The sequence below is a fragment of the Sinomicrobium halophytocola genome (assembly GCF_052983395.1).
On sequence record NZ_JBRKIT010000031.1, the window covers coordinates 21,233 to 41,973 of the forward strand.

Genomic DNA, 20,741 nt, shown 5'->3' on the forward strand with positions numbered 1-20,741 from the left:
AAGGTCTTCCGGATAGTTAAAGGAAACCTAAACCGGCAAGAGGTAACCGGGCAGCCGGATGTTTTTTGTATTTTTACTTTCTAAGCGAAGTCGCAAATGAAGCTGAGAGCTGAAAATATAATGAAGTCCTATAAGGGACGGCAAGTAGTGAAAGGGATTTCCCTGGAGGTGAACCGGGGGGAGATCGTAGGTCTTCTCGGTCCTAACGGAGCAGGAAAGACCACCTCTTTTTATATGATCGTAGGCCTTATTAAGCCTAATGGAGGGAATATTTATCTGGATAGTCTGGACATTACTAAATATCCTATGTATAAAAGGGCGCAAAACGGTATCGGTTACCTGGCGCAAGAGGCTTCCGTATTCCGGAAACTCAGTATCGAAGAGAATATCCTGAGTGTTCTACAGCTTACCAAGCTCTCTAAAAAAGAGCAGCATATGAAGGTGGAGGCACTTATTGAAGAGTTTGGTTTGGGACATATCCGTAAGAGCAGGGGCGACCTGCTTTCCGGGGGGGAACGAAGACGGACCGAAATAGCCAGGGCATTGGCCACAGATCCGAACTTTATTTTACTGGATGAGCCTTTCGCCGGGGTTGATCCCGTTGCCGTGGAAGATATACAACGTATTGTAGCCCAGCTTAAGAATAAAAATATCGGTATCCTGATTACCGACCACAATGTTCAGGAAACGTTGGCCATTACGGAGCGGTCTTACCTGATGTTCGAAGGAAGTATTCTGAAAGCGGGAGAGCCGGAAGAACTGGCCGCAGATGAAATGGTCAGAAAAGTATATCTCGGGAAGAATTTTGAGCTTCGGCGGAAAAAACTGGATTTCCACAAATAAAAAACTGTCCGAACAAACCTTTTCAAGCCGTTTCCGGACAGTTCCGGTTGGGGTAGTAATGCTAATGTTACTGGGTGTACGGACGGAGATTTTTTAATATGATCTGCAGGGTTTCTATACAGTTTGTGTAAGCTTCCGGAGATATGTTTTCCAGTGCCCTAACTATAATCTGCTCTTGTATCTGTAATACTTCTTCATACACCTGTTTTCCTTTTTCGGTTATAAAAATATGATGGCGATTGACGCGTATGAGGTTTTGAGCTTCAAAGCGTTTTATCAGTTTTTCCATCCCGGTTTCATCCGTAAAGAAGTCCAGTAATTTCAATACTTCACCCGAAGGAAGATCCCCTTTTTCATTGATCGTGTTCAGGAATTGCCATTCCAGACGGTTAAAGTTTCCGTGTGAAGTAGTCTTTCGTACAACATTCGAAAATGTATCATTGGCCTTTTTTACCCAGTACCCTACAGGCCCCTTTTTACGAAATACCTGCATTACTTCTGCTGTTCGATCTTCTCTTTCTCCCATATACACTGTATTTGTATTTATTTAATCTATGGAAACCACATTGTAGGACTCCCTGACTTTTTTGTGATAAATAGCATCCGTATACCAGAGAAATTCATTGAGAAACTTTTCCGTATTACCGGTGACGGATTCCTGAACAGGAGAATTAGTGTCGTCAAAAGCATGGTGTATTTCCGGAACAAGTAGTTTCAGGGGCAGGGCATAAGCTCCCAGGCTCAGGATAACGTGTTGCAATTGTGAAGAAGCGTTAATACCTCCCATTTTTCCGGAAGATGCCGTTGCCACACCTATGGGTTTTTTCTGAAATTCGGCCCAATAATAATCGAGCATGTTTTTCAGAGCCCCGGAAAAACTGCCATGATATTCCGGTGTAACCAGGATGAGGGCATCACTTTGTTCCAGTTTCCTCCCTATTGGGGCTATATGAACCGCCTCCGGTCCGTTTACACCATAAACGGGAAGGGGCGTTATACTCAGATCTATAATATCGGTTTCGGCTCCTTTTGCGGAAAGTTGTTGTCCTATAAAGTGTGCCAGGCGATGGGAGTGTCTTTCACTTCGTACACTTCCTATAACAATGGTTATTTTCATAATAGCGTTTTTTGTTTGAGATTACTTTTTTTTACAATCTAAAATTAATCGATTATAACAATGACTTTACAGGTGTTTGATAGAATATATCTATTATTTTATTTATCCGGTCAATGATGATTGATATTAAGCCGGAAAACAGTAAGGACGTAAAGCCTTTGTTTTAGGCAGGTAATCAGAAGGATGCTGGTTTTGTATATCCGGATAAGGAGAGTGCAATGAAAAAAATCCCCTTATCCGGATATGGTCCGGAATGCCAAAATAGATCGGGAAAATTTTCATAACCTGTTAATAAATATCTTTCTGTAAAATTTATAATTAAGATATATTTGTAGTTGAACATAAGAAATCTCCTTTTGCGCATTCTTTGGAGGAAGGAGCCTTAAAAACTAACAGATGAAGTTTATTGTATCCAGTTCGTATTTATTGAAACAACTACAGGTTTTGGGTGGGGTTATCAACAACAGTAATACCCTTCCTATCTTAGATAATTTTTTATTTGAATTAAGCGGGGAAAAGCTTACGGTTTCTGCTTCGGACCTGGAAACGACCATGAGTTCGGTGCTGGACGTGGAGTCCGAAGCTGAAGGGAGTATTGCGGTACCGGCCAGATTATTGCTGGATATACTGAAAACGTTCCCGGAACAGCCGCTTACTTTCGTCATGGAAGACAACAATACAATAGAGATCAGTTCTAATCACGGTAAATATGCCTTGGCTTATGCGGATGCCTCTGAGTTCCCGAAAACAGTAGAGCTTACCGATCCCAGCTCTACTTCCATTGTGGGAGATGTACTGGCGACAGCAATAGCAAAAACCATTTTTGCGGCAGGTAACGATGATCTTCGCCCTGTAATGAGCGGGGTGTTTTTCCAGTTTTCTCCGGAAAACCTCACTTTTGTGGCTACAGATGCCCATAAGTTGGTTAAGTACCAGCGTACCGATCTTTCCGCAAGTGAAGTGGCAGAGTTTATCATGCCCAAGAAGCCGCTGAACCTCCTGAAAGGTATCCTCGGAGGAAGTGAAACAGAAGTTACCGTAGAATACAACGAAAGCAACGCTAAGTTTACTTTCGACAATGTAGAACTGGTATGCCGCCTTATCGACGGTAAATACCCGAACTATGAAGCGGTAATTCCGAAAGAAAATCCCAACAAACTGAATATCGACAGAATGCAGTTCCTTAACTCCGCAAGAAGGGTTAGCATTTTCTCGAACAAGACAACTCACCAGATTCGTTTAAAAATTGCAGGGGCAGAACTTAATATATCTGCCGAAGATATTGATTACAGTAACAAAGCGGAAGAAAGGCTTACCTGCGAATACCAGGGCGACGATATGCAAATAGGCTTTAACTCCAGGTTCCTTATCGAAATGCTGAACAACCTGACTTCCGATGATGTGTCTCTGGAAATGTCACTGCCTAACAGGGCCGGAATCCTGACCCCGGCAGACGGGCTGGATGAAGGAGAGTACATCACTATGCTGGTAATGCCTGTAATGCTTAATAATTAGATAGATTAAATCACTCACAGTATATATTATGCCGGCCGTTCCGTTTAGGAACGGCTTTTTTATTGGTTAAGGGCCAGCGTATATGGCATATTTATCCGGGAAAATCAGAATTTTAGTATCTTTAGGCTTAAGAATAACAGTATTCGAACTTAATCCGCAGACCAATCATTGAGACTTTTAGAGATTATTATCGCAAAAGAAGATAAAGAAGCTATAGAAGGACTTCTGGAAATAGAAGAGATTATAGAAAAATGGATTTCCGAAACGCTGGATGGCCATCTTGTAATTAAGGCCCTGCTTCGGGACGAACATACCAAGGAACTACTGAGCAATCTTGAAAACAGGTCGAATTGCAGGGTGATCATACATCCTGTAGAGGGAATTTTGCCAAAACCGGAAACGCCGGATAAGGAAGAAGAAAAAAAGATAGGTTTTGGTAAATTTATAACCATTAGTAAGGAAGAACTTTATAGTGATATAGACGAACCGGTGAGTCTTTCCACAAACTTTATATTAATGGTGATCCTCTCATCTTTTGTTGCGGGGATAGGCATACTGAAAGATAATGTGGCCATCATTATCGGGGCTATGGTTATTGCCCCTTTCCTCGGGCCGAATATGTCCATGGCTTTCGGAACCACACTTGGTGACTGGAATATTATTAAAAAGTCGATGATCACGGGGGTTGTCTCTACGGTTATCGCCTTGCTTATCTCTTTTTTCTGGGGTATGCTGGCAGGCGATGTGGGTAATATTACGATGGACCCGAAATTGAGTGCGGAAGATGTGGTCCTGGCTTTGGTCTGCGGATTTGCAGGGGTGATCTCAGCTCTTAGCGGACAGGGAGGATCATTGGTGGGGGTGATGGTTGCGGCTGCACTCGTGCCTCCGCTTGTCAGGGCAGGACTTTTGCTCGGAGGAGCTTATTACGGTAATGCACTGAATTCATTTCTTATTTTCTCTACGAATATTATCTGCCTGAACATTGCAGGTATCATTACCTTCTACCTGGCGGGGATACAGCCGGGGAAATGGTGGGAAAAAGAAAACGCAAAGAAGAAAATCCGCAATGCCTTTCTGATATGGTCCCTGGCTTTGGCACTTATTATTATCGCCGTTCTGCTAATACGGAAAATAGGGACAGAATGAAATAATTTCGAAGAGATGGAGCAGTGGCAGCCGAAGCTGAACCCATAAATTAATCGTTAGAAGGTGTGTGAGATTTATTTAATGAGCGACGGTTATAAAGATGAGGTGCTCGTTATACCAACGAGCACCATGTTCCGCATGTATTCCAGATGCTATTCGGACGCGATAGTGTCTTTTTTCTCCAGTTTTTTGATTTCCTGCACATATTCGTTCAGTGCCATGCCATATTTGGAAGCAGCAACTTCGGAAGATAAAGAGTTGTTTATGGTATCCAGGTATTTTAACCTGGCATTAGGGGCATCCGCAAGAGCGATATAAGGCGCTACATAGGAATCCCGGTTACCCAGGGCAAAATTGAGAGTGTACAGATAACTCCTGGTAGTATTTTTGCTGGCCAGTCTTGCCAGGGAATCCCTTTGAATAGAATCGTTTCCGGCCCTTAATTGTGCGGCTACCAGTTCCAGGTTTTTCTGACGGAAACGGCGCATCATTTTTTCGTACTCTTCCAGTTTCTCATGTGTTTCAGAACCTTCCACCCTGGCTTCGGCAGAAAAATAATCCCAGCTTGTCTGGATATTGATCTCCCCCTTTTCTCCGAAAAATAACAGGCTGGTATCTTTATTGATACTGTTATGGCGGTTAACAGAGAGGTAAAATACTTCGGGTTCCCCTATTTCCGTAGTGAAATCAAAATTACTGTTACCGTCGATAATAAGAGAGTCGAGGGTAACCAGGGTGGAATCCTGTATTTTCTGCAGGTATATTTTTCCTTTTTTCAATCCTTTTACCTGTCCGGTCAGGTGCATGACATTTTCGTTTCGATCACAGGAAAAAAACAGCAGAAAGCCTGCTGCAACAGCTATGGTCTTGTTTACGGATATCATAATTTTTTTACAAGATTAAATTAGAGGTGCAAATATCTTTATTCTGATCCACATACACTATACTGCGGAGGCAAATTCCATCAGCCATGCGCACAACATAGCCCCATAAGTTCCTACCGCATATCCGAATACGGCCAGAAGCACTCCTACTGTAGTCAGTGAGGGATGAAATGCGGCTGCTACCACAGGGGCAGATGCAGCCCCTCCTACATTGGCCTGGCTACCTACAGCAAGGAAGAAGTACGGAGCTTTGATCCATTTGGCCACAAGAATAAGAAGCCCGGCATGTATGGCCATCCATACCAACCCTATGGCCAGTAAGCCGGGATTATCAAAAACGGTACGCAGGTCCATTTTCATACCTATGGTGGCCACAAGGATGTAAATACATATACTTCCCAGTTTACCTGCGCCTGCGCCTTCATAATTTTTGGCCCTGGTGAAAGACAAACATATACCTATAGCAGTTGCTATGGTGATCATCCAGAAAAACTGGGAGCCGAAAGAAGACAAGGCACTTTGTTTATCCCGGACTGCTTCGAAGGTAGAAGTGAGAAAAGCGGATATTTCCGAAGCACCCCAATGCGCTATACCCACTGCAGTAAAAGCAATGGCAAGTATAATCATCAGGTCGGTAAGTGAAGGAGTTCTGGATATCTTTTCCGCAAAGGCGGAAACCTTATGTTTTAATTCTTCTATGGCAGAATCGTCTGCTTTCAGCCACCGGTCTATTTGTTTGTTTTTTCCGATACCTAAAAGTATCACGGCCATCCAGAGATTGGCAACGACGATATCTACAAGTACCATGGCCCCGTATTTTTCGGAGTTGTAGTGGAAGATTTCCAGCATGGCCGCCTGGTTAGCCCCGCCACCGATCCAGCTTCCCGCAATAGTTGCGAGTCCTCTCCATATGGCATCAAACCCTGCACCGCCTACCGTATCCGGAGACACCAGTGAAATAAGCAGGATAGCCAGGGGGCCGCCTATGACAATTCCCAATGTTCCGGTGAAAAACATGATAAGAGCCTTTGGTCCCAGGTTAAAAACCGCTTTCAGGTCTATACTCAATGTCATTAACACCAAAGCAGCAGGAAGTAAATATCTGCTGGACACGTAGTATAAACCGGAGATCCGGTAATCAATCAGCCCGACGGAATTAAATATGGCAGGAATAAGGTAGCACATTAAAAGGGAAGGGACGATCTTATAGAATTTATTCCAGAATCCTGTAGTTCTGGAAGAAGTATAAAAAACGAAACCAAGAGCCAGCATCAACAAGGCAAATACTATAGTGTCGTCTGTAAAGACAGCAGTCTTTTCCATATAAGGTGTGGTTATTTCGCGGCAAAATACAAAAATACAACAGAACAGGACGGAAGATTTATTTTTTTTCCGGTTCTGTATGTCTGCGGTGCTGGTCTGTCTGAAAAACCATGAACCCTTTTTAACTTTTTTATTTAGAATAATTATAAGTAATATCGTAATTTAGCTTGAAACCTTTTGAAAATATGGCGAGTAATAAAAATGAAGCTTTGAGAGGCGTGTTATCTGTAAAGAGAAAGGAATTTATAACACCACATTATATCCGGGTAGTACTTGAAGGAGAAGATGTCCCTCAATTTGCAGATACGACGATAGGGGTCAATAACAAAATACTGATCCCGCCGGAGGGGGTTGGCGAAATCCACTTTCCGAAATACGATAACGAGGAAAACCGATGGATACACCCGGAGGAGCATTTGCGTCCTGTTGTACGCACCTATACACACCGGGGAATTGACCCGGAGAAACAGGAAATGATCATAGACTTTGCATATCACGGGGATTCCGGTCCTGCATCCCGATGGGCGGGAAATGCAAAAGAAGGGGATAAACTGGGGGTATTGATGAAACCCGGTAAAAAAGAATTATTTCCCATAGCCGACTGGTACCTGCTTGCGGGAGACATAACGGCCATTTCCGTGCTAGGCGCTATCCTGGAGCGTTTACCCGCTACTGCCAGGGTAACGGCACTGCTGGAAGTTCCCGGTAAGGAAGATGAGCAGGAATTATACACCCGGGCCCGGCTGGAAATTCGATGGCTGTACAATTCGTCTCCGGAAAACGGAGGCATGCTGGCCGACGCGGTTAAGCAGGTAGAAGTACCGGAAACCGGTACGAAGTTTGGCTATGTGGCTGCGGAATTTTCGAGTGTAAAGGAGATACGGCGTTTTTTGCGTAAGGACGTGGGATGGAATACGAACGAACTTTACGCGTATTCCTACTGGAAAGCAGGAATGGCGGAGGACCAGTCCGCTACGGACCGGAAACGGGAAAAGAGCAGCGTATAACCGTATTTTAAAGTTCCGGCCTGTATAACCTTAAAACATCTTCCGGATATATTGAGCTACCCCGTCTTCTTTGTGGTGGGCCGTTATTGCTTTTGCAATGGCTTTTACTTCATCCCGCGCGTTGGCTACGGCCACACCATGACCGACTGCGGCAATCATTTCCGTATCGTTGTAATTGTCGCCAAACGCAATGGCTTCTTCCAGGAGAATGTTGTAATGTGTCAGCAGCTTTTGTATTCCGGTTAGTTTGGAGACTTGCTTGCTGGCGATCTCAATATAGGTGTCTTTGGAACGATAGAGGTGCAGGTCTTCCCCAAGGTGCTCTTTAAAATGTTGATAGGCCTTTTCTATCAATGCCGCATCTCCCATACACGTTATTTTGTGTGCGCCTTTTTGCACGGATTCCCATTCCTTTACTACCTGTCTGTTCGGTCTTATTTCCGGGCTTATCTTTGTGTTGTTTTCTTCGCGTTGAGCCCAGTAGTCATATTCTTCCACATACCACGAGTTGGTATTGAAAAGGCTGATGTGAAATTTTCCGTCCGGGTTATTGTCATTAAAGTCCACAATCTGTTTTATGGCATTCAGGGGGATTTCTGTGGAATGAATAGGATTGTCATCAACCAACACCAAGGCGCCGTTATAAGAGATCAATGGTGTATGGCGTATCCCCAGTTTGTCCTGCAGGTGGTACATTTGTTTAGGCATCCTTGCCGAAACGAGGATTACGGGTATTTGTTCGCGAATCCTGCCGATCTCACTAACGGTGAGTTTGGATAAATTCCTTTCGGCATTCAGTAAAGTGCCGTCTATGTCTGAAAAGAGTATTTTGTAGGCCATAAAAGTACTTGCAGTTTTTGCGGCGCAATAAAGCGAATATATCCCGGATATCAAACTTCCGGGATATGATTTTATGATGCTTTTAATCGCGGATCATGGGTGTTTCTAATTTTTGATAAGCAATATTTCCTGTCCGTTTTGTTGCAGGTTGAGTCCAACGACAGTACCGTTTTCATCCGCTTCGAAAAAAAGCCTTGCAAGGACATTTTTATAAAAGAAATGATGATCTCCGTAGTAATATACCGGAAGTTCAGGTTGTCCGGGGATGCGGGCATATAAGGTGTCATTCTTTATGGTGATTTCCATGTGCAGCCCCACGCCGTTATTTTGATAGCTTCCGGCATAGTTCTGCAACATTTTGGGATCTATGTCTTTGGCTTTCGGGGTAGCCGGAAGTTTTTGTTTTTCCGGAGCGGCCAGGTACATACCCATATCGTCTACGGAATTGCTGCCGGTGTTGGTTATCATCACTACAACTTTTTTTCTTTCGGGATTCAGGGCAATAAAGGAGCGAAAGCCCCCGGTACCCCCATTGTGATAAGCAATCCCTCCCGAGTAATGCCAGGTGAGGCCGTATTTTTTGTGATTTCTGTCCGTGTAATGTGTTTGCAGGGTAAGGTTGGCCGCTTTTTTCAGGGGATTTTCCGGGTCCAGATAAGATTTGCCGTAATGTAACAGGTCGGTAACATTGGTTTTTAGTGCTCCCGCACCTGCCATTGTCTTAAAATCCCATTGACTTACCGGACGATTACCCAGATAACCAGTAGCACTGTTAGGAGTCTGCTCCTCAGGGATTTTAATGTACGTGTGTTCCAGTTTTAAAGGAGAGAGTATGCTTTTCCGGAGAAGGGAAGCGTAGTCGGTTTTACCTTGCATAGCCAGGATTTCCCCAAGCAGGGCCATACCCAGGTTGGAATATCCGTACCGCGCTCCTATATGCGTGGCCTGGTATTGTTTTAAAAATGCCAGAAGATCTTCCCTGGTATAATCCCGGTAAGGATTATTCATGGATTCCGGAGCCATATTTCCCGGAAGGCGTGGTAATCCGGATGTATGTGTAGCCAGTTGTTTCAGCAGTATCGGATTACCTTTGCGATCTCTCAGTCGTATGCTGTCCGGAAGAAGTGTGTCGGCTGGAAAATCAAGAGCCAGTTTCCCTTCCGTTACAAATTTTGCGAGGAGCAGCCCCGTATAGGTCTTGGTAATAGAACCTATTTCGTATAAGGTGTTCCGGTCTGCTTTTTCTTTTCGCTCCGCATTTTTAAATCCGTAGGTAAAGTAAGCTTCTTTCCCTTCTTCCCATACGCCGACAACTACGGAAGGGTAGATGCCGTTATCCACCCTTGTTTTTATTTCATTCTTTATAGGTTCCGGTATCTGGGCAAGGCACCATTGCCCGGTGAGAGCCAATAGTGCAAAGGTGGACAGATGCCTCATCTTTTTTGTCCGTATCATGAATCATTATTGTTGGTAGTAATCAGGTTTGCGCGACAAAGTTAAGAATGTTAAAGTTGTGTTGGAAATTCCGGCAACTTTTTTATAAGGACTACAGTGAAATTTTGTTTAATTTACTGTAATTCCTGTGTTCCAATGATAAAGACCTCGATTTTTTCTGTTTTATGAATATTTTCGAGATTACTGGGAGGAGTGTAAATCCGGAAGAACGACACATAATTTTAACTTTCTCCTGTTCCCTCCCTTTGATAAAGATATCTTACTTTTGAAGTCTTTCGAAACAAAATAAACCAAACAGCAAAACATTATGAAGGGAGCCGTTATTTTACTCTTATTGTTTATAGGGCATGTGGCCTGGGCAAATAGTGTAGTCTGGGGACCTACGGGACACCGGGTAGTCGGTGAGATCGCAGAACAATATCTGAGTGGTCGCACCAAAAGGAAGATAAGTAAATTGCTGCATGGGGAGAGCCTGGCTGTTGTGGCCAATCATGCGGACGATATAAAATCGGATAGCCGTTTCCGGAAATACAGCGCCTGGCACTATGTAAACATTACCCCGGGAAAACAATACGGGGAAGAACCTGCAAGTGAATACGGGGACCTGGTTACCGCAATAGAAAAATGTATTACCGTAATTAAAGACGATAATGCCGATGATAAGGACAAAGTCTTTCACCTGAAACTCTTGATCCATTTTATAGGCGATCTGCATCAGCCGCTACACGCGGGCAGGGCGGAAGACAAAGGGGGGAATGATATACAGGTACGCTGGTTTAACAACGGGACTAATCTCCATAGTGTATGGGATTCTAAAATGATAGATCAGTATAAAATGAGTTATACCGAAATTGCAAACAGTTATCCGGATATCTCAAAACAGGAAGTAAGGCACATGCAGCAGGGAACTGTTCTGGATTGGATGGAAGAATCGCGTAACCTTGCCGATGAGGTGTATGCCTCGGCTGAAATAGGGGAAAAACTTGGATACAGATATATGTACGATCATTTTAACACAGTGAAAGAGCAACTGCAAAAAGGGGGACTTCGCCTGGCAAGGGTGCTTAATGATATATTGGGTTAATATTCGGAAAAATCGGTGGTTTTATTTGAAAAACAAGCATTTTCCAATTTTGGCATGATGATTGTGTTCATATAGATGAAGGCTAAAAGCAAGGAAATTAATACCGATATCCCGGTCGTATTAAAGGCAGTGATTAGTTTTCTTTTCAGGGAATAAAACATACAACGTCCGCTCCTGGCGGACGGTTTTTTTTATCTGTATTCTTATTTTCCGGGTATCAGGATGTTTCTGAAAGTGAGGTTTATCCTGGGACCTATTTTCTTCGCGGTTTTGGGTATCTGGTGTAACCAATGATGTTGCGTACTCCCTTTCATAAGCAACAGGCTTCCGTTTTCCAGTAAAATTTTGTGCCGGAGTTCTTTTTCCTTTTTGTGTTTAAAGTGAAAATAGCGTTCTCCTCCCAGGCTTACGGAGGCTATTACGGGGTTGGGGCCAAGCTCGCGCTCATCGTCCGCATGCCATCCGTTGCTGTCCTTCCCGCTGCGATAAAGGTTCAATAGGCAGGAAGTGAAACTTTCCCCGCATACGGATTCTACTTTTTCTTTGATCTCTGCCAGTTCCGGGAAAAAAGGATGTGGGTGCATGGTAATGCCCGAATAAGAATAAGGGGCAAGGTTATCCGCATACAGGGCAGTGAGCCTGGGTTGCGGATGGGTTTTTCCGAAAAGTGTTATTTCGTCCTGCTGCCAAAGGGCTTTTTCCATCAGGGATTGATAGTAGAAAAGAGATCTCTCCATAGAGAAGATTCCCGGATAGTACAACACTTCGGCATCTTTGAGCGGAAGTCGGTATGTGGAATTTTTATACAAGGTAACAGGTATTGGTGTGTATATTTTCTCATAATGTCCTACCAGCTGAAAACAGCCTGGAGCTCATGTCTGTATTCGGACGGGCTCTTACCGGTAAACTCCTTGAAGGACTTATTAAAATGCGAAAAATTGTTAAAACCGCTCTCCAAACATATTTCGGTGATGCTCATGGGTTTTTCCGCCAGGAGTTTTGAGGCGTGCACCAGCCGGTATTCATTGACAAACTTGGTAAATGTCTTATTGTTTATCTTTTTAAAATAACGGCAAAAGGAAGGTACGGTCATGCTTACCAATTCCGCGACTTCGTCCAGGGGTATTTGTCTTTGATAGTTGTCTTTGACAAAGTTGAATACCCGGTTTATCCTTTCATTATCCTGAACTTCGGTTTCCATGGAAAAACTTTCCGCTGCATTAAGGATCTTATATTCCTTGGAATCCTGCAGATCGTGCAGTACGCTAAGGATAGTGAGCAGTCTGTTGAATTGCGATTGCATGGACATCCCCTCTATTTTTTTGCCGATCTCCTTTTTAGTATCTCCGTAAAAGGCTATCCCTCCTTTGGCACGATCAAAAATACTCTGTACATTTTTCATCTCCGGTCTTTCCAGGAAATCATTGCCCAGAAAATTGGGTTTCATCTGTATCACGGTCTCACTTTTGTTACCGGTAAGTTTATCTGTAAAACCGCAATGGGGGAGATTACTTCCTATAAGTATAAGGTCTCCTTCCGTATAATAGGATATATGGCTACCTATCTGTCTTTTTCCGGCACCACCATTTACATATACGAGTTCGATCTCCGGGTGGTAATGCCATATCCTGGCCTTGTTATTTTTTTTCTGGCTGTACCTCGTATAGGAAAAGGAATTACCAAAAGACGGGTGTATAACCTCGAACGATGGCTTTAAATTCTTTAGTTCCATAGTGATGCCTTTTTAGAGTGAAAATATACTAAAAATAAATCAGTGATTTTGTTGATTTATATGCAAAGTTAACAATAATATATGAAATATTAACCTTAACATTCACTTAACATAGGTATGGGGTTAAAATAGCATATATATTGGAAAATTTAAGAGTAGTGAGATTGTGGTACCCGTAGTACTTTTACATCGTCAACAAAACCTAATCTGTTTAATTAAAAAAATTGCTGTTATGAAAAAGTTAACCAAGATCAGTATCGTTGCCGCTTTAATGTTTATGGTGGTGACAGCCGGAGCTAAGACAGGAGAACTGGACTTCTCTTTGGAAGTAAAAGGATATGAGGGGAAAACTGTGAGTTTTGTTGTTAACAACGTGCAGAAATCCGTAGGACTCTCCCTTATCGACAAAAACAACAGGGTGTTGTATGCAGAGAACATCGAAATTGACGGAGAATACAAAAGAACCTATAACTTCGACAGATTGCCCGAAGGACAATATTTTCTCGAAGTGGAAAGCGCTACTAAAGTGAAAAGGTATCCTATAATAGTAGATGCACACTCCGCTAAATTGTACTACAACGAAAACAACGAAATGTACAAGCCTATTGTGTCCGTAAGGAACAAAATGGTTTATGTAAACCTTTTGAGTCTTGACAAATCCCCGCTTCATGTAGAGGTTTATGACGCTAATAGTAACCTCCTTTACCAGGAAACATTAAAAGGTAGCTACGAACTGGGCAAAATGTACGATTTCTCTAATGTAAACAACGGTACATACACCCTGGTAATGACCCACAAAAACAAAACCTTTGTAGAAAAAGTAAAACCTGCAAAGTCCTAAATAAACGGGAAAAGAAAAAGATTAATAATATTGGGTTTTTTAATAGATTGATTGATTTTAAAGCGAAAGGGGCTGCAAGTTATTGCGGCCTCTTTTCGTTTGATATTTCAATATACGATAGTTGATCAGTTAATGTACCCCGGAAAAAGCATCCGGACATTGCACCACACTATTGTTTATGAAGTAGCTGAAGTATCCGGCCGGATATCTTTGCCTTCCATTTTATCGGAATGGTGATTGTTGCGGCCTGAACGAATATATTCCAGTTTTCTGAAGCGCAGCGCTTCCCAGTCTTTATTGATAGTCAGACTGTCCACACTGTCATAAGAATTTCTGGTCAGGGGAGCCCAGTCATAGGCATTGGTGATATCGGTGGTGTAATTTTGTGAAATTGTCCTGGGATGCGCTACCCACAGTACAACATCGTCTTTGAGTTTGGGCCCCAGGGTAAGCATCTGCTGTTCAAATTGTTTGATGGTAGTCACAAAAACCAGGGCAAACTCCACCTTGTTGACCTGTACCAGGGATTCGTATACTTCGATACCCACCAGTTCAGCCAGTTGTTTTGCAAATCCTTTAGGTTCGTTCAGGACCAGGATCTCCTTTTGATTTTCCAGTTTTAATTTTTTAAACAGGTTTTTCATCTCTTTTGAAATTGCAGAAGTTTTCAGGTAAAAGGCCGTGCCTTATAAAGATACAAAAAAATACCATTCATACAAGGCTGTAAGTAATCCCTTTCCGGCCAGGGGAAGATATATTAGGAGATCCTGGAAAATATACGGTCCAGGTCTTTTTTACAGCTTTCTGCCAGTAAAGGATGTGATGTGATCTGTGGGATATGGTCAGGAACAGGTTTGTAGAGCAGGGAAAATACTTCCTGCAGGCTAAATCGCTGTGGGTCCTGTTCTATAATTTTCACAAGGTCTCCCGCTTTAACGGTACCCGGCGTAAGGATACGCAGATAAGCCCCGGGACGTTCGTAAGCGATAAAGTCTTTAAGCACTTTCTGGCTGTCGAATTTTATGCCCAGCTTAAAGCAGGGTTGCCTGGGTTGCGTTACCTGTACGGTAGCATTCCCGATTTTAAGGATGTCGCCGATGTGTAAACGGGATTCGTCCAGTCCTTCGATGGTAAGATTTTCTCCGAACATACCCCAGCTCCATTCCAGGTCGGGGTAGCGCTGTTTCCAGTATGGATAATGATCTGAAGAAAAAGCATAACAGGCTTTGTCCGTGCCGCCGTGATATTTCCGGTCAACTACCGCATCGCCCCGAACATCTTTCTTTTCCAGTAATATGGATGAAGACACCGGGTATTTATAGATACCGGTAAGCACTTCTTTCCCTTTCCATTGAATGGTTGTGGGTTTGGCGATATTAACGGCAATGACTTTCATATCGTAAAATTACGGTGAAAAAACGAAAAAAAACCGGAAATCTTCCGGGAATTTATATACGAAATCTTACCCCGGATAAACAAAAAACCGCCCAGGGGAATCCCGAGGCGGTTTTTCAAATGTATAGCAGAAGGACGAACCGGAAGCTATGAAAAATTAAAGACAGTCCTGTCCTGATTGCTTTGTGTCTATTTTATCATGTCAAAACTTCTCCTGATAAAATTAGTGAGCTCTTCGCCCTTCAGAAGTCCTTGTGACAGCCGTGCCAGGTCCAGGGATTGCCTGATAAGTCTTTCCTGTTTAGGCTTGGTTTTGGTGTTTAATATCTGCGAAACCAGTTCGTTGTTGGTATTCACCACAAGGTTGTACATTTCAGGCATATGGCTCATACCGAACATGCCACCACCGGTTGCGCTCATTTCTTTCATCCTTCGCATAAACTCCGGCTGGGTGATGAGGAAAGGAGCGGCGTTACTGTCCATGGCCTCTATCTGTACCGTATATTTTTCTTTCGGAACAGCCTCGGTGATAATCTCTTTCAGTTTATCTTTTTCCTCATCCGAAAGTTTGGATATCTTTTCTTCGTCCTTCTTAATGATATTGTCAATAGGTTCGGAATCTACCCTTACAAAAGAGATGTTCTCTTTCTCTGTTTCCAGTTTTTGGATGAGGTGGGCTACGATAGGAGAATCCAGGAGCAATACTTCATAACCTTTCGCTTTGGCTTCTTCTACATAACCGTGCTGTTCCTCCTTATTGTTGGTGTACAGTATAACCAGTTTGTCATCTTTGTCCGTCTGGTTGTCCTTGACCTTCTCACGCAGTTCTTCAAAAGTATAGAAGGTGTTATCTACCGTTGGATACAGCGCAAACTTATCGGCTTTCTCAAAGAATTTTTCTTCGGAGAGCATACCGTATTCAATAACGATCTTGATGTCGTTCCATTTTTTCTCAAAGTCTTCCCGGTTGTCCTTGAACAGGGAACTGAGTTTATCCGCAACTTTCCTGGTGATGTAGTTCGATATTTTCTTAACATTACCGTCTGCCTGAAGATAACTCCTTGACACGTTCAGCGGAATGTCCGGAGAATCGATAACCCCTTTGAGCATGGTGAGGAATTCCGGAACAATACCTTCTACGTTATCCGTAACAAAAACCTGGTTCTGGTAAAGTTGTATCTTATCCTTTTGAATGCTGAGGTCGTTTGTCAGTTTCGGGAAAAAGAGGATACCTGTCAGGTTAAACGGGTAATCTACATTCAGGTGGATATGAAAAAGCGGTTCTTCGAACTGCATCGGGTACAACTCGCGGTAGAAATTTTTATAATCTTCATCCTTGAGATCGGCCGGTTGCTTTGTCCACGCCGGTTCCGTATTGTTTATAATATTGTCTACTTCTTCGGTAGGTGCCGGATCTTCTTCTTTGGCGTCTTCCGGTTTCGGCAGGGTTTCCGTCCTGGTGCCGAACTTGATCGGAACAGGCATGAACTTATTGTATTTAACCAATAGTTCACGTATTTTGCTCTCTTCGAGGAATTCGGTGGAATCGTCCGCTATGTGCAGTATAATTTCGGTTCCCCTGTCTTTCTTGTCCGATTCTTCCAGGGTGAATTGCGGGCTGCCGTCACATGTCCAGTGTGCAGCAGGGGCATCAGTAAAAGATTTGGTAATGATCTCTACCTTTTTGGCTACCATAAAAGCAGAGTAAAACCCGAGGCCGAAATGGCCGATGATCCCGGTATCTTTGGAATCCTTGTATTTTTCCAGGAATTCTTCAGCTCCGGAAAAAGCGACTTCGTTGATGTACTTTTGTACTTCATCGGCTGTCATACCGATACCCTGGTCCAGGATATGAAGTTTTTTACCTTCCTTGTCTATTTTAACTTCAATAACGGGATTTCCATATTCTACCTTGGCCTCGCCGATACTTGTAAGGTGTTTTAACTTTAAGGTAGCATCCGTGGCATTGGAAATAAGTTCCCTCAAAAAGATCTCATGGTCGCTGTACAAGAATTTCTTGATCAGCGGAAAAATGTTCTCTACAGATACATTGATATTTCCGGTTGTCATTTTATTAGAATTTTAATAGTGATTTTCTTCTCAAGGGCAGTTTCAAAAAAAGTACCAATGCAGGAGGAGGTGACAAAGTGGCATTTTAATGGAATAGGAGTTAATGATTGTTCATATGATCTTGTTAAGTAATCTTTGTGTTATTTATCAATCTTTTCAGGACCGATGAGAAAAATGAATACTAATTTTCTTTCCCGAGGAAAGAAGATTATTTTTATGTTTGTGTCTAAATCCAACTTTATATGATGAGAACATTACTTAATGGAATTAAAGCTTTTGCCTTACTCGGATTATTGTCCGCGTGTAGTAACGATGATGACGAAGGTTTTAAAATGTCCGAAAGCCCTATTATAGGTAAGTGGCAATTTATTGATGAATTTGCTGTTTTGGAAGATCAACCCCCGCTTTCGCCGATAATAGAAATGTGTGAACTGGAATTAAGAATGAGATTTTCTGAAGAAGGCATATATACATATGAAAGGTTTGATCTGGATTATGAGACGGTTGAATGTCTCAGTGAAGGAGAAAAAGAAGGGACATGGGAAATAGTTTCAGATAGTATATATAGATTCTATGCGGATGAAAAAGATGGGGGAAGAGGACCTTTAAATGGTAGTTTTAAGATCTGGTTTACTGAAAATAATTCTCAATTGATAATCGAAAGCAGAGAGCCGGATTGGGGATTCGAGTATCCGGTTACCGTTAGAAAGGTGTATGAAAAAGAATGATTAATATTCATACGAGACTTGACAGTATATGGTTAAATTGCTTGTTGCTGTTTTTCAGGAGTATTACTCGTATAAGGGATCTGCATTTACCTGAAATCTGCTAGATTAAACAACAGTAACCATAATCCCCTGGTCCCGTAATTTCTTGACTAAAGCGGGCGAGATGCTTTTATCCGTGATGATATGGTCTACCTGGTCCAGTTCGCATATTTTCCCGAAACCTTTCTTTCCGAATTTCGTGGCATCAGCAAGAACAATAACTTCCTGTGCGGAGCGTATCATCTTCTGGTTGAGGTGAGCCTCGGTAATATCGGTAGTTGTAAGCCCGAAGTCCAGGTCTATGCCATCTACACCTATAAAGAGTTTGTTACAGGAAGTTTCTTCCAGTATCATTTCCGCGTAATGCCCGGTTACCGAAGAGGAACTGTGCCGGGTATAGCCGCCGAGCTGTAACACTTCGATATTGGGATGCCTCAGCAACTCCATGGCAACATTGAGAGCAGAGGTAATAACGATAAGTTTTTCTTTAGGCTGAATTGCCCTTGCAAAAGCAAGTACGGTAGTGCCCGATGCAATGATAATGGATTCGGCAGTATCCACCAGTCTGGCCGCTGCTGCGGCTATGGCTTTCTTCTCTTCGGTCTGTACTTTCTCTTTTTCGTGGACATGCCTGTCATTCACATACGGATTTTCGAGTGAAGCCCCGCCGTGGGTACGGAACAATAGTCCTTTTTCTTCCAGCAGGCGCAGATCCTTACGTATGGTAACGGCAGATGTTTGAAGCTCCTTGCTGAGTTCCAGAACTTCCACATGCTTTTCTTTAGCCAGTTTATCCAGTATCTGTTTGTGTCTGTTCATCATAAAAAGCCCGTTTTCAGTGGTAAAAATACATAAAAGTTTGATAAAACCGTAAAATGAATAATAAATCGAAATGCAAAATGAATTTAAATGAAATAAAAAGAAATAATGTCGGGGCATGTTATTTGAGAGGTGTATGATGTGTTTTATTGAAGAATAAAGTTGATAATGGCCGGAAATATTTAGATGAATAAAAAATAAAGGATTTTTTTGGGGAATTAGCAAATATCATTTACTTTTGAAAAGTTTCGTTATTAATGTATTTATTAGTAAATGAAACTTTTTTGTAAAAAATGAAAAGAAAAGGATGAGTAATGAAACTATACTGTTCCGGAGGGAAGAATTGCTCAGGGAACTGGAAAAAAATGAGAAATGGGATGTTATTGTTATCGGTGGTGGAGCAACAGGGCTTGGGGTCGCCCTGGACAGTGTAAGCCGCGGGTACAAAACCCTGATATTGGAGCAGGCCGACTTTGCCAAGGGAACATCCAGCCGTAGTACCAAACTGGTTCACGGAGGTGTCCGCTACCTGGCACAGGGAAATATAGGATTGGTAAGGGAAGCCCTGCGCGAAAGAGGGCTGTTGCTTAAAAATGCGCCGCACCTGGTGAAGAACCAGTCGTTTGTCATTCCCAATTACCGTTGGTGGGGAGGTGCTTTTTATACCGTCGGTTTGAAAGTGTACGACCTTCTTGCTGGAAGCCTTAGTCTTGGCTCTTCGGTATATATCCGAAAAGATGAAGCGTTGCGGAGGGTGCCGACAATCAAACAGAAAGGATTGCGAGGTGGTGTGCTGTATCACGACGGACAGTTCGATGATTCCCGCCTGGCGGTAAACCTTGCCCAAACCTGTGTAGAGCATGGGGCAGTAGTACTTAATTATACGGAAGTTAGCGGATTGCTGAAAAAAAATGATAGTATAGACGGCGTTATAGCTACCGATAAGGAAACAGGGAAGGTATATGATCTCCGGGGAAGTGTGGTGGTGAATGCCACAGGTATATTTGTGGATAACATTCTGCGCATGGAGACACCCGGGAGTAAAGACCTCGTGCGTCCCAGTCAGGGGGTACATCTTGTACTCGATAAATCCTTTCTCCCCGGGGAAGATGCGGTTATGATACCGAAAACAGATGATGGCAGGGTGCTTTTTGCCGTGCCGTGGCACAATAAAGTAGTGGTGGGGACTACGGATACCCCCCTGGATGAACACAGCCTGGAACCTCAAGCCCTGGAAGAAGAAATAGTGTTTATACTGAGGACGGCCGAACGATACCTTACCAAAAAACCGGTCCGGGAGGATGTTCTGTCCGTATTTGCAGGATTGAGGCCGCTTGCTGCTACCGAGGGAGATTCAGGGAAAACGAAGGAAATTTCCAGGAGTCATAAAATATTGGTATCGGAAGCAGGACTCCTTACCATAACCGGGGGAAAATGGACGACTTTTCGGAGGATGGGAGAAGATACCATAGATAAAGCCGTGACATTGGGGAAATTACCGAAACAAGACAGCAAAAGTGCTGCAATGGCCATTCATGGAGCAAAACCATCGCCGGACTTTAACGATCCTTTGTATGTTTACGGAAGCGACCGGGAACACGTTTTGGCACTGACCGAAGAAAATCCCGCATTAGGAGAAAAGCTGGATGATGCTCTTCCTTACAGGAAAGCCGAGGTAGTATGGGCTGCCCGCTACGAAATGGCCAGAACAGTAGAAGATGTACTGGCAAGGCGGACCAGGGCACTCTTCCTGGATGCCAGGGCTGCAGTGCGAATGGCAGGGAAAACAGCAGAATTACTGGCTATAGAGCTGGGTAAGGATGAGCAATGGCAAAAAGAACAGGTACACGCCTTTGAAAAAGTAGCCCGGAATTATATTATTGAGTGAAGGGACATGACA

General features: G+C 43.1%; 20 protein-coding genes. 8 read left to right on the plus strand and 12 right to left on the minus strand.

Annotated features, from left to right (window positions below; all coding sequences use genetic code 11):
* The first annotated feature begins 96 nt into the window (after positions 1-96).
* Positions 97-843 (plus strand): LPS export ABC transporter ATP-binding protein, encoded by a 747-nt coding sequence (gene lptB / locus ACVBDY_RS12615; RefSeq protein ID WP_447175829.1) that lies wholly within the window; start codon positions 97-99, stop codon positions 841-843.
* 67 nt (positions 844-910) lie between these two features.
* Here lptB and ACVBDY_RS12620 read toward each other — a convergent pair whose 3' ends face one another.
* Positions 911-1,369, minus strand: a complete 459-nt coding sequence (locus ACVBDY_RS12620; RefSeq protein ID WP_447175830.1) for a MarR family winged helix-turn-helix transcriptional regulator — start codon at positions 1,367-1,369, stop codon at positions 911-913.
* Between the two features lie 21 nt (positions 1,370-1,390).
* Entirely contained in the window at positions 1,391-1,960 is a 570-nt protein-coding gene (locus ACVBDY_RS12625) for an NADPH-dependent FMN reductase (RefSeq protein ID WP_447175831.1), read from the minus strand.
* Between the two features lie 396 nt (positions 1,961-2,356).
* On the opposite strand from ACVBDY_RS12625, the gene dnaN reads away from it, so the two are divergent.
* Together dnaN and ACVBDY_RS12635 are read left to right on the plus strand one after the other, a co-directional pair.
* Positions 2,357-3,475, plus strand: a complete 1,119-nt coding sequence (gene dnaN / locus ACVBDY_RS12630; protein ID WP_447175832.1) for a DNA polymerase III subunit beta — start codon at positions 2,357-2,359, stop codon at positions 3,473-3,475.
* A gap of 168 nt (positions 3,476-3,643) precedes the next feature.
* Positions 3,644-4,624, plus strand: a complete 981-nt coding sequence (locus ACVBDY_RS12635; RefSeq protein WP_447175833.1) for a TIGR00341 family protein — start codon at positions 3,644-3,646, stop codon at positions 4,622-4,624.
* 152 nt (positions 4,625-4,776) lie between these two features.
* Here ACVBDY_RS12635 and ACVBDY_RS12640 read toward each other — a convergent pair whose 3' ends face one another.
* Both ACVBDY_RS12640 and ACVBDY_RS12645 read right to left on the minus strand, forming a co-directional pair.
* On the minus strand, positions 4,777-5,508 hold the full coding sequence (locus tag ACVBDY_RS12640; protein WP_447175834.1) for a DUF4369 domain-containing protein: 732 nt from the start codon (positions 5,506-5,508) through the stop codon (positions 4,777-4,779).
* Positions 5,509-5,565: 57 nt separating this feature from the next.
* Entirely contained in the window at positions 5,566-6,831 is a 1,266-nt protein-coding gene (locus ACVBDY_RS12645; RefSeq protein WP_447175835.1) for a DUF819 family protein, read from the minus strand.
* A gap of 185 nt (positions 6,832-7,016) precedes the next feature.
* Here ACVBDY_RS12645 and ACVBDY_RS12650 point away from each other — a divergent pair, with 185 nt between their 5' ends.
* A complete protein-coding gene (locus tag ACVBDY_RS12650; protein WP_447175836.1) occupies positions 7,017-7,838 on the plus strand; it encodes a siderophore-interacting protein in 822 nt (273 codons plus the stop codon).
* A gap of 30 nt (positions 7,839-7,868) precedes the next feature.
* On the opposite strand, the gene ACVBDY_RS12655 is transcribed toward ACVBDY_RS12650, so the two are convergent.
* A complete protein-coding gene (locus ACVBDY_RS12655; RefSeq protein ID WP_447175837.1) occupies positions 7,869-8,678 on the minus strand; it encodes an HAD family hydrolase in 810 nt (269 codons plus the stop codon).
* Between the two features lie 105 nt (positions 8,679-8,783).
* On the minus strand, positions 8,784-10,133 hold the full coding sequence (locus ACVBDY_RS12660; protein WP_447175838.1) for a serine hydrolase: 1,350 nt from the start codon (positions 10,131-10,133) through the stop codon (positions 8,784-8,786).
* Positions 10,134-10,440: 307 nt separating this feature from the next.
* On the opposite strand from ACVBDY_RS12660, the gene ACVBDY_RS12665 reads away from it, so the two are divergent.
* A complete protein-coding gene (locus ACVBDY_RS12665) occupies positions 10,441-11,217 on the plus strand; it encodes a S1/P1 nuclease (RefSeq protein ID WP_447175839.1) in 777 nt (258 codons plus the stop codon).
* Positions 11,218-11,420: 203 nt separating this feature from the next.
* Here the strand turns inward: ACVBDY_RS12665 and ACVBDY_RS12670 are convergent, their stop codons facing one another.
* Both ACVBDY_RS12670 and ACVBDY_RS12675 read right to left on the minus strand, forming a co-directional pair.
* On the minus strand, positions 11,421-12,026 hold the full coding sequence (locus ACVBDY_RS12670) for an alpha-ketoglutarate-dependent dioxygenase AlkB family protein (protein ID WP_447175840.1): 606 nt from the start codon (positions 12,024-12,026) through the stop codon (positions 11,421-11,423).
* Positions 12,027-12,064: 38 nt separating this feature from the next.
* The gene (locus tag ACVBDY_RS12675) at positions 12,065-12,949 is read right to left on the minus strand and encodes an AraC family transcriptional regulator (protein WP_447175841.1); all 885 of its coding nucleotides are present in this window, start codon (positions 12,947-12,949) and stop codon (positions 12,065-12,067) included.
* A gap of 232 nt (positions 12,950-13,181) precedes the next feature.
* Between ACVBDY_RS12675 and ACVBDY_RS12680 the strand changes: the two genes are divergently transcribed.
* Positions 13,182-13,790, plus strand: coding sequence for a T9SS type A sorting domain-containing protein (locus ACVBDY_RS12680; protein ID WP_447175842.1), 609 nt, complete (start codon positions 13,182-13,184; stop codon positions 13,788-13,790).
* A gap of 176 nt (positions 13,791-13,966) precedes the next feature.
* Here the strand turns inward: ACVBDY_RS12680 and ACVBDY_RS12685 are convergent, their stop codons facing one another.
* From ACVBDY_RS12685 to htpG, 3 genes are all read right to left on the minus strand, one after another.
* Positions 13,967-14,434, minus strand: a complete 468-nt coding sequence (locus ACVBDY_RS12685; protein WP_447175843.1) for a hypothetical protein — start codon at positions 14,432-14,434, stop codon at positions 13,967-13,969.
* A gap of 113 nt (positions 14,435-14,547) precedes the next feature.
* Positions 14,548-15,186, minus strand: coding sequence for an MOSC domain-containing protein (locus tag ACVBDY_RS12690; RefSeq protein ID WP_447175844.1), 639 nt, complete (start codon positions 15,184-15,186; stop codon positions 14,548-14,550).
* A 188-nt stretch (positions 15,187-15,374) separates the two neighbouring features.
* Positions 15,375-17,255, minus strand: coding sequence for a molecular chaperone HtpG (htpG, locus tag ACVBDY_RS12695; RefSeq protein WP_447175845.1), 1,881 nt, complete (start codon positions 17,253-17,255; stop codon positions 15,375-15,377).
* A 242-nt stretch (positions 17,256-17,497) separates the two neighbouring features.
* On the opposite strand from htpG, the gene ACVBDY_RS12700 reads away from it, so the two are divergent.
* A complete protein-coding gene (locus ACVBDY_RS12700) occupies positions 17,498-17,983 on the plus strand; it encodes a hypothetical protein (RefSeq protein WP_447175846.1) in 486 nt (161 codons plus the stop codon).
* A gap of 105 nt (positions 17,984-18,088) precedes the next feature.
* Here ACVBDY_RS12700 and ACVBDY_RS12705 read toward each other — a convergent pair whose 3' ends face one another.
* Positions 18,089-18,844 carry a DeoR/GlpR family DNA-binding transcription regulator gene (locus ACVBDY_RS12705; RefSeq protein ID WP_447175847.1) on the minus strand — a complete coding sequence of 252 codons (756 nt, stop codon included), beginning with the start codon at positions 18,842-18,844 and terminating at the stop codon, positions 18,089-18,091.
* Between the two features lie 304 nt (positions 18,845-19,148).
* On the opposite strand from ACVBDY_RS12705, the gene ACVBDY_RS12710 reads away from it, so the two are divergent.
* Entirely contained in the window at positions 19,149-20,729 is a 1,581-nt protein-coding gene (locus tag ACVBDY_RS12710) for a glycerol-3-phosphate dehydrogenase/oxidase (protein WP_447175848.1), read from the plus strand.
* The last annotated feature ends 12 nt before the right edge of the window (positions 20,730-20,741 follow it).

Excerpts from the sequence above, each read along its gene's own strand:
- dnaN (WP_447175832.1), top strand. The coding sequence starts at position 2,357 with ATGAAGTTTATTGTATCCAGTTCGTATTTATTGAAACAACTACAGGTT.
- ACVBDY_RS12645 (WP_447175835.1), bottom strand. The coding sequence starts at position 6,831 with ATGGAAAAGACTGCTGTCTTTACAGACGACACTATAGTATTTGCCTTG.
- ACVBDY_RS12690 (WP_447175844.1), bottom strand. The coding sequence starts at position 15,186 with ATGAAAGTCATTGCCGTTAATATCGCCAAACCCACAACCATTCAATGG.
- ACVBDY_RS12705 (WP_447175847.1), bottom strand. The coding sequence starts at position 18,844 with ATGATGAACAGACACAAACAGATACTGGATAAACTGGCTAAAGAAAAG.
- ACVBDY_RS12640 (WP_447175834.1), bottom strand. The coding sequence starts at position 5,508 with ATGATATCCGTAAACAAGACCATAGCTGTTGCAGCAGGCTTTCTGCTG.
- ACVBDY_RS12660 (WP_447175838.1), bottom strand. The coding sequence starts at position 10,133 with ATGATACGGACAAAAAAGATGAGGCATCTGTCCACCTTTGCACTATTG.
- htpG (WP_447175845.1), bottom strand. The coding sequence starts at position 17,255 with ATGACAACCGGAAATATCAATGTATCTGTAGAGAACATTTTTCCGCTG.
- lptB (WP_447175829.1), top strand. The coding sequence starts at position 97 with ATGAAGCTGAGAGCTGAAAATATAATGAAGTCCTATAAGGGACGGCAA.
- ACVBDY_RS12650 (WP_447175836.1), top strand. The coding sequence starts at position 7,017 with ATGGCGAGTAATAAAAATGAAGCTTTGAGAGGCGTGTTATCTGTAAAG.
- ACVBDY_RS12710 (WP_447175848.1), top strand. The coding sequence starts at position 19,149 with ATGAGTAATGAAACTATACTGTTCCGGAGGGAAGAATTGCTCAGGGAA.
- ACVBDY_RS12675 (WP_447175841.1), bottom strand. The coding sequence starts at position 12,949 with ATGGAACTAAAGAATTTAAAGCCATCGTTCGAGGTTATACACCCGTCT.
- ACVBDY_RS12685 (WP_447175843.1), bottom strand. The coding sequence starts at position 14,434 with ATGAAAAACCTGTTTAAAAAATTAAAACTGGAAAATCAAAAGGAGATC.
- ACVBDY_RS12620 (WP_447175830.1), bottom strand. The coding sequence starts at position 1,369 with ATGGGAGAAAGAGAAGATCGAACAGCAGAAGTAATGCAGGTATTTCGT.
- ACVBDY_RS12655 (WP_447175837.1), bottom strand. The coding sequence starts at position 8,678 with ATGGCCTACAAAATACTCTTTTCAGACATAGACGGCACTTTACTGAAT.
- ACVBDY_RS12700 (WP_447175846.1), top strand. The coding sequence starts at position 17,498 with ATGATGAGAACATTACTTAATGGAATTAAAGCTTTTGCCTTACTCGGA.
- ACVBDY_RS12665 (WP_447175839.1), top strand. The coding sequence starts at position 10,441 with ATGAAGGGAGCCGTTATTTTACTCTTATTGTTTATAGGGCATGTGGCC.
- ACVBDY_RS12680 (WP_447175842.1), top strand. The coding sequence starts at position 13,182 with ATGAAAAAGTTAACCAAGATCAGTATCGTTGCCGCTTTAATGTTTATG.
- ACVBDY_RS12625 (WP_447175831.1), bottom strand. The coding sequence starts at position 1,960 with ATGAAAATAACCATTGTTATAGGAAGTGTACGAAGTGAAAGACACTCC.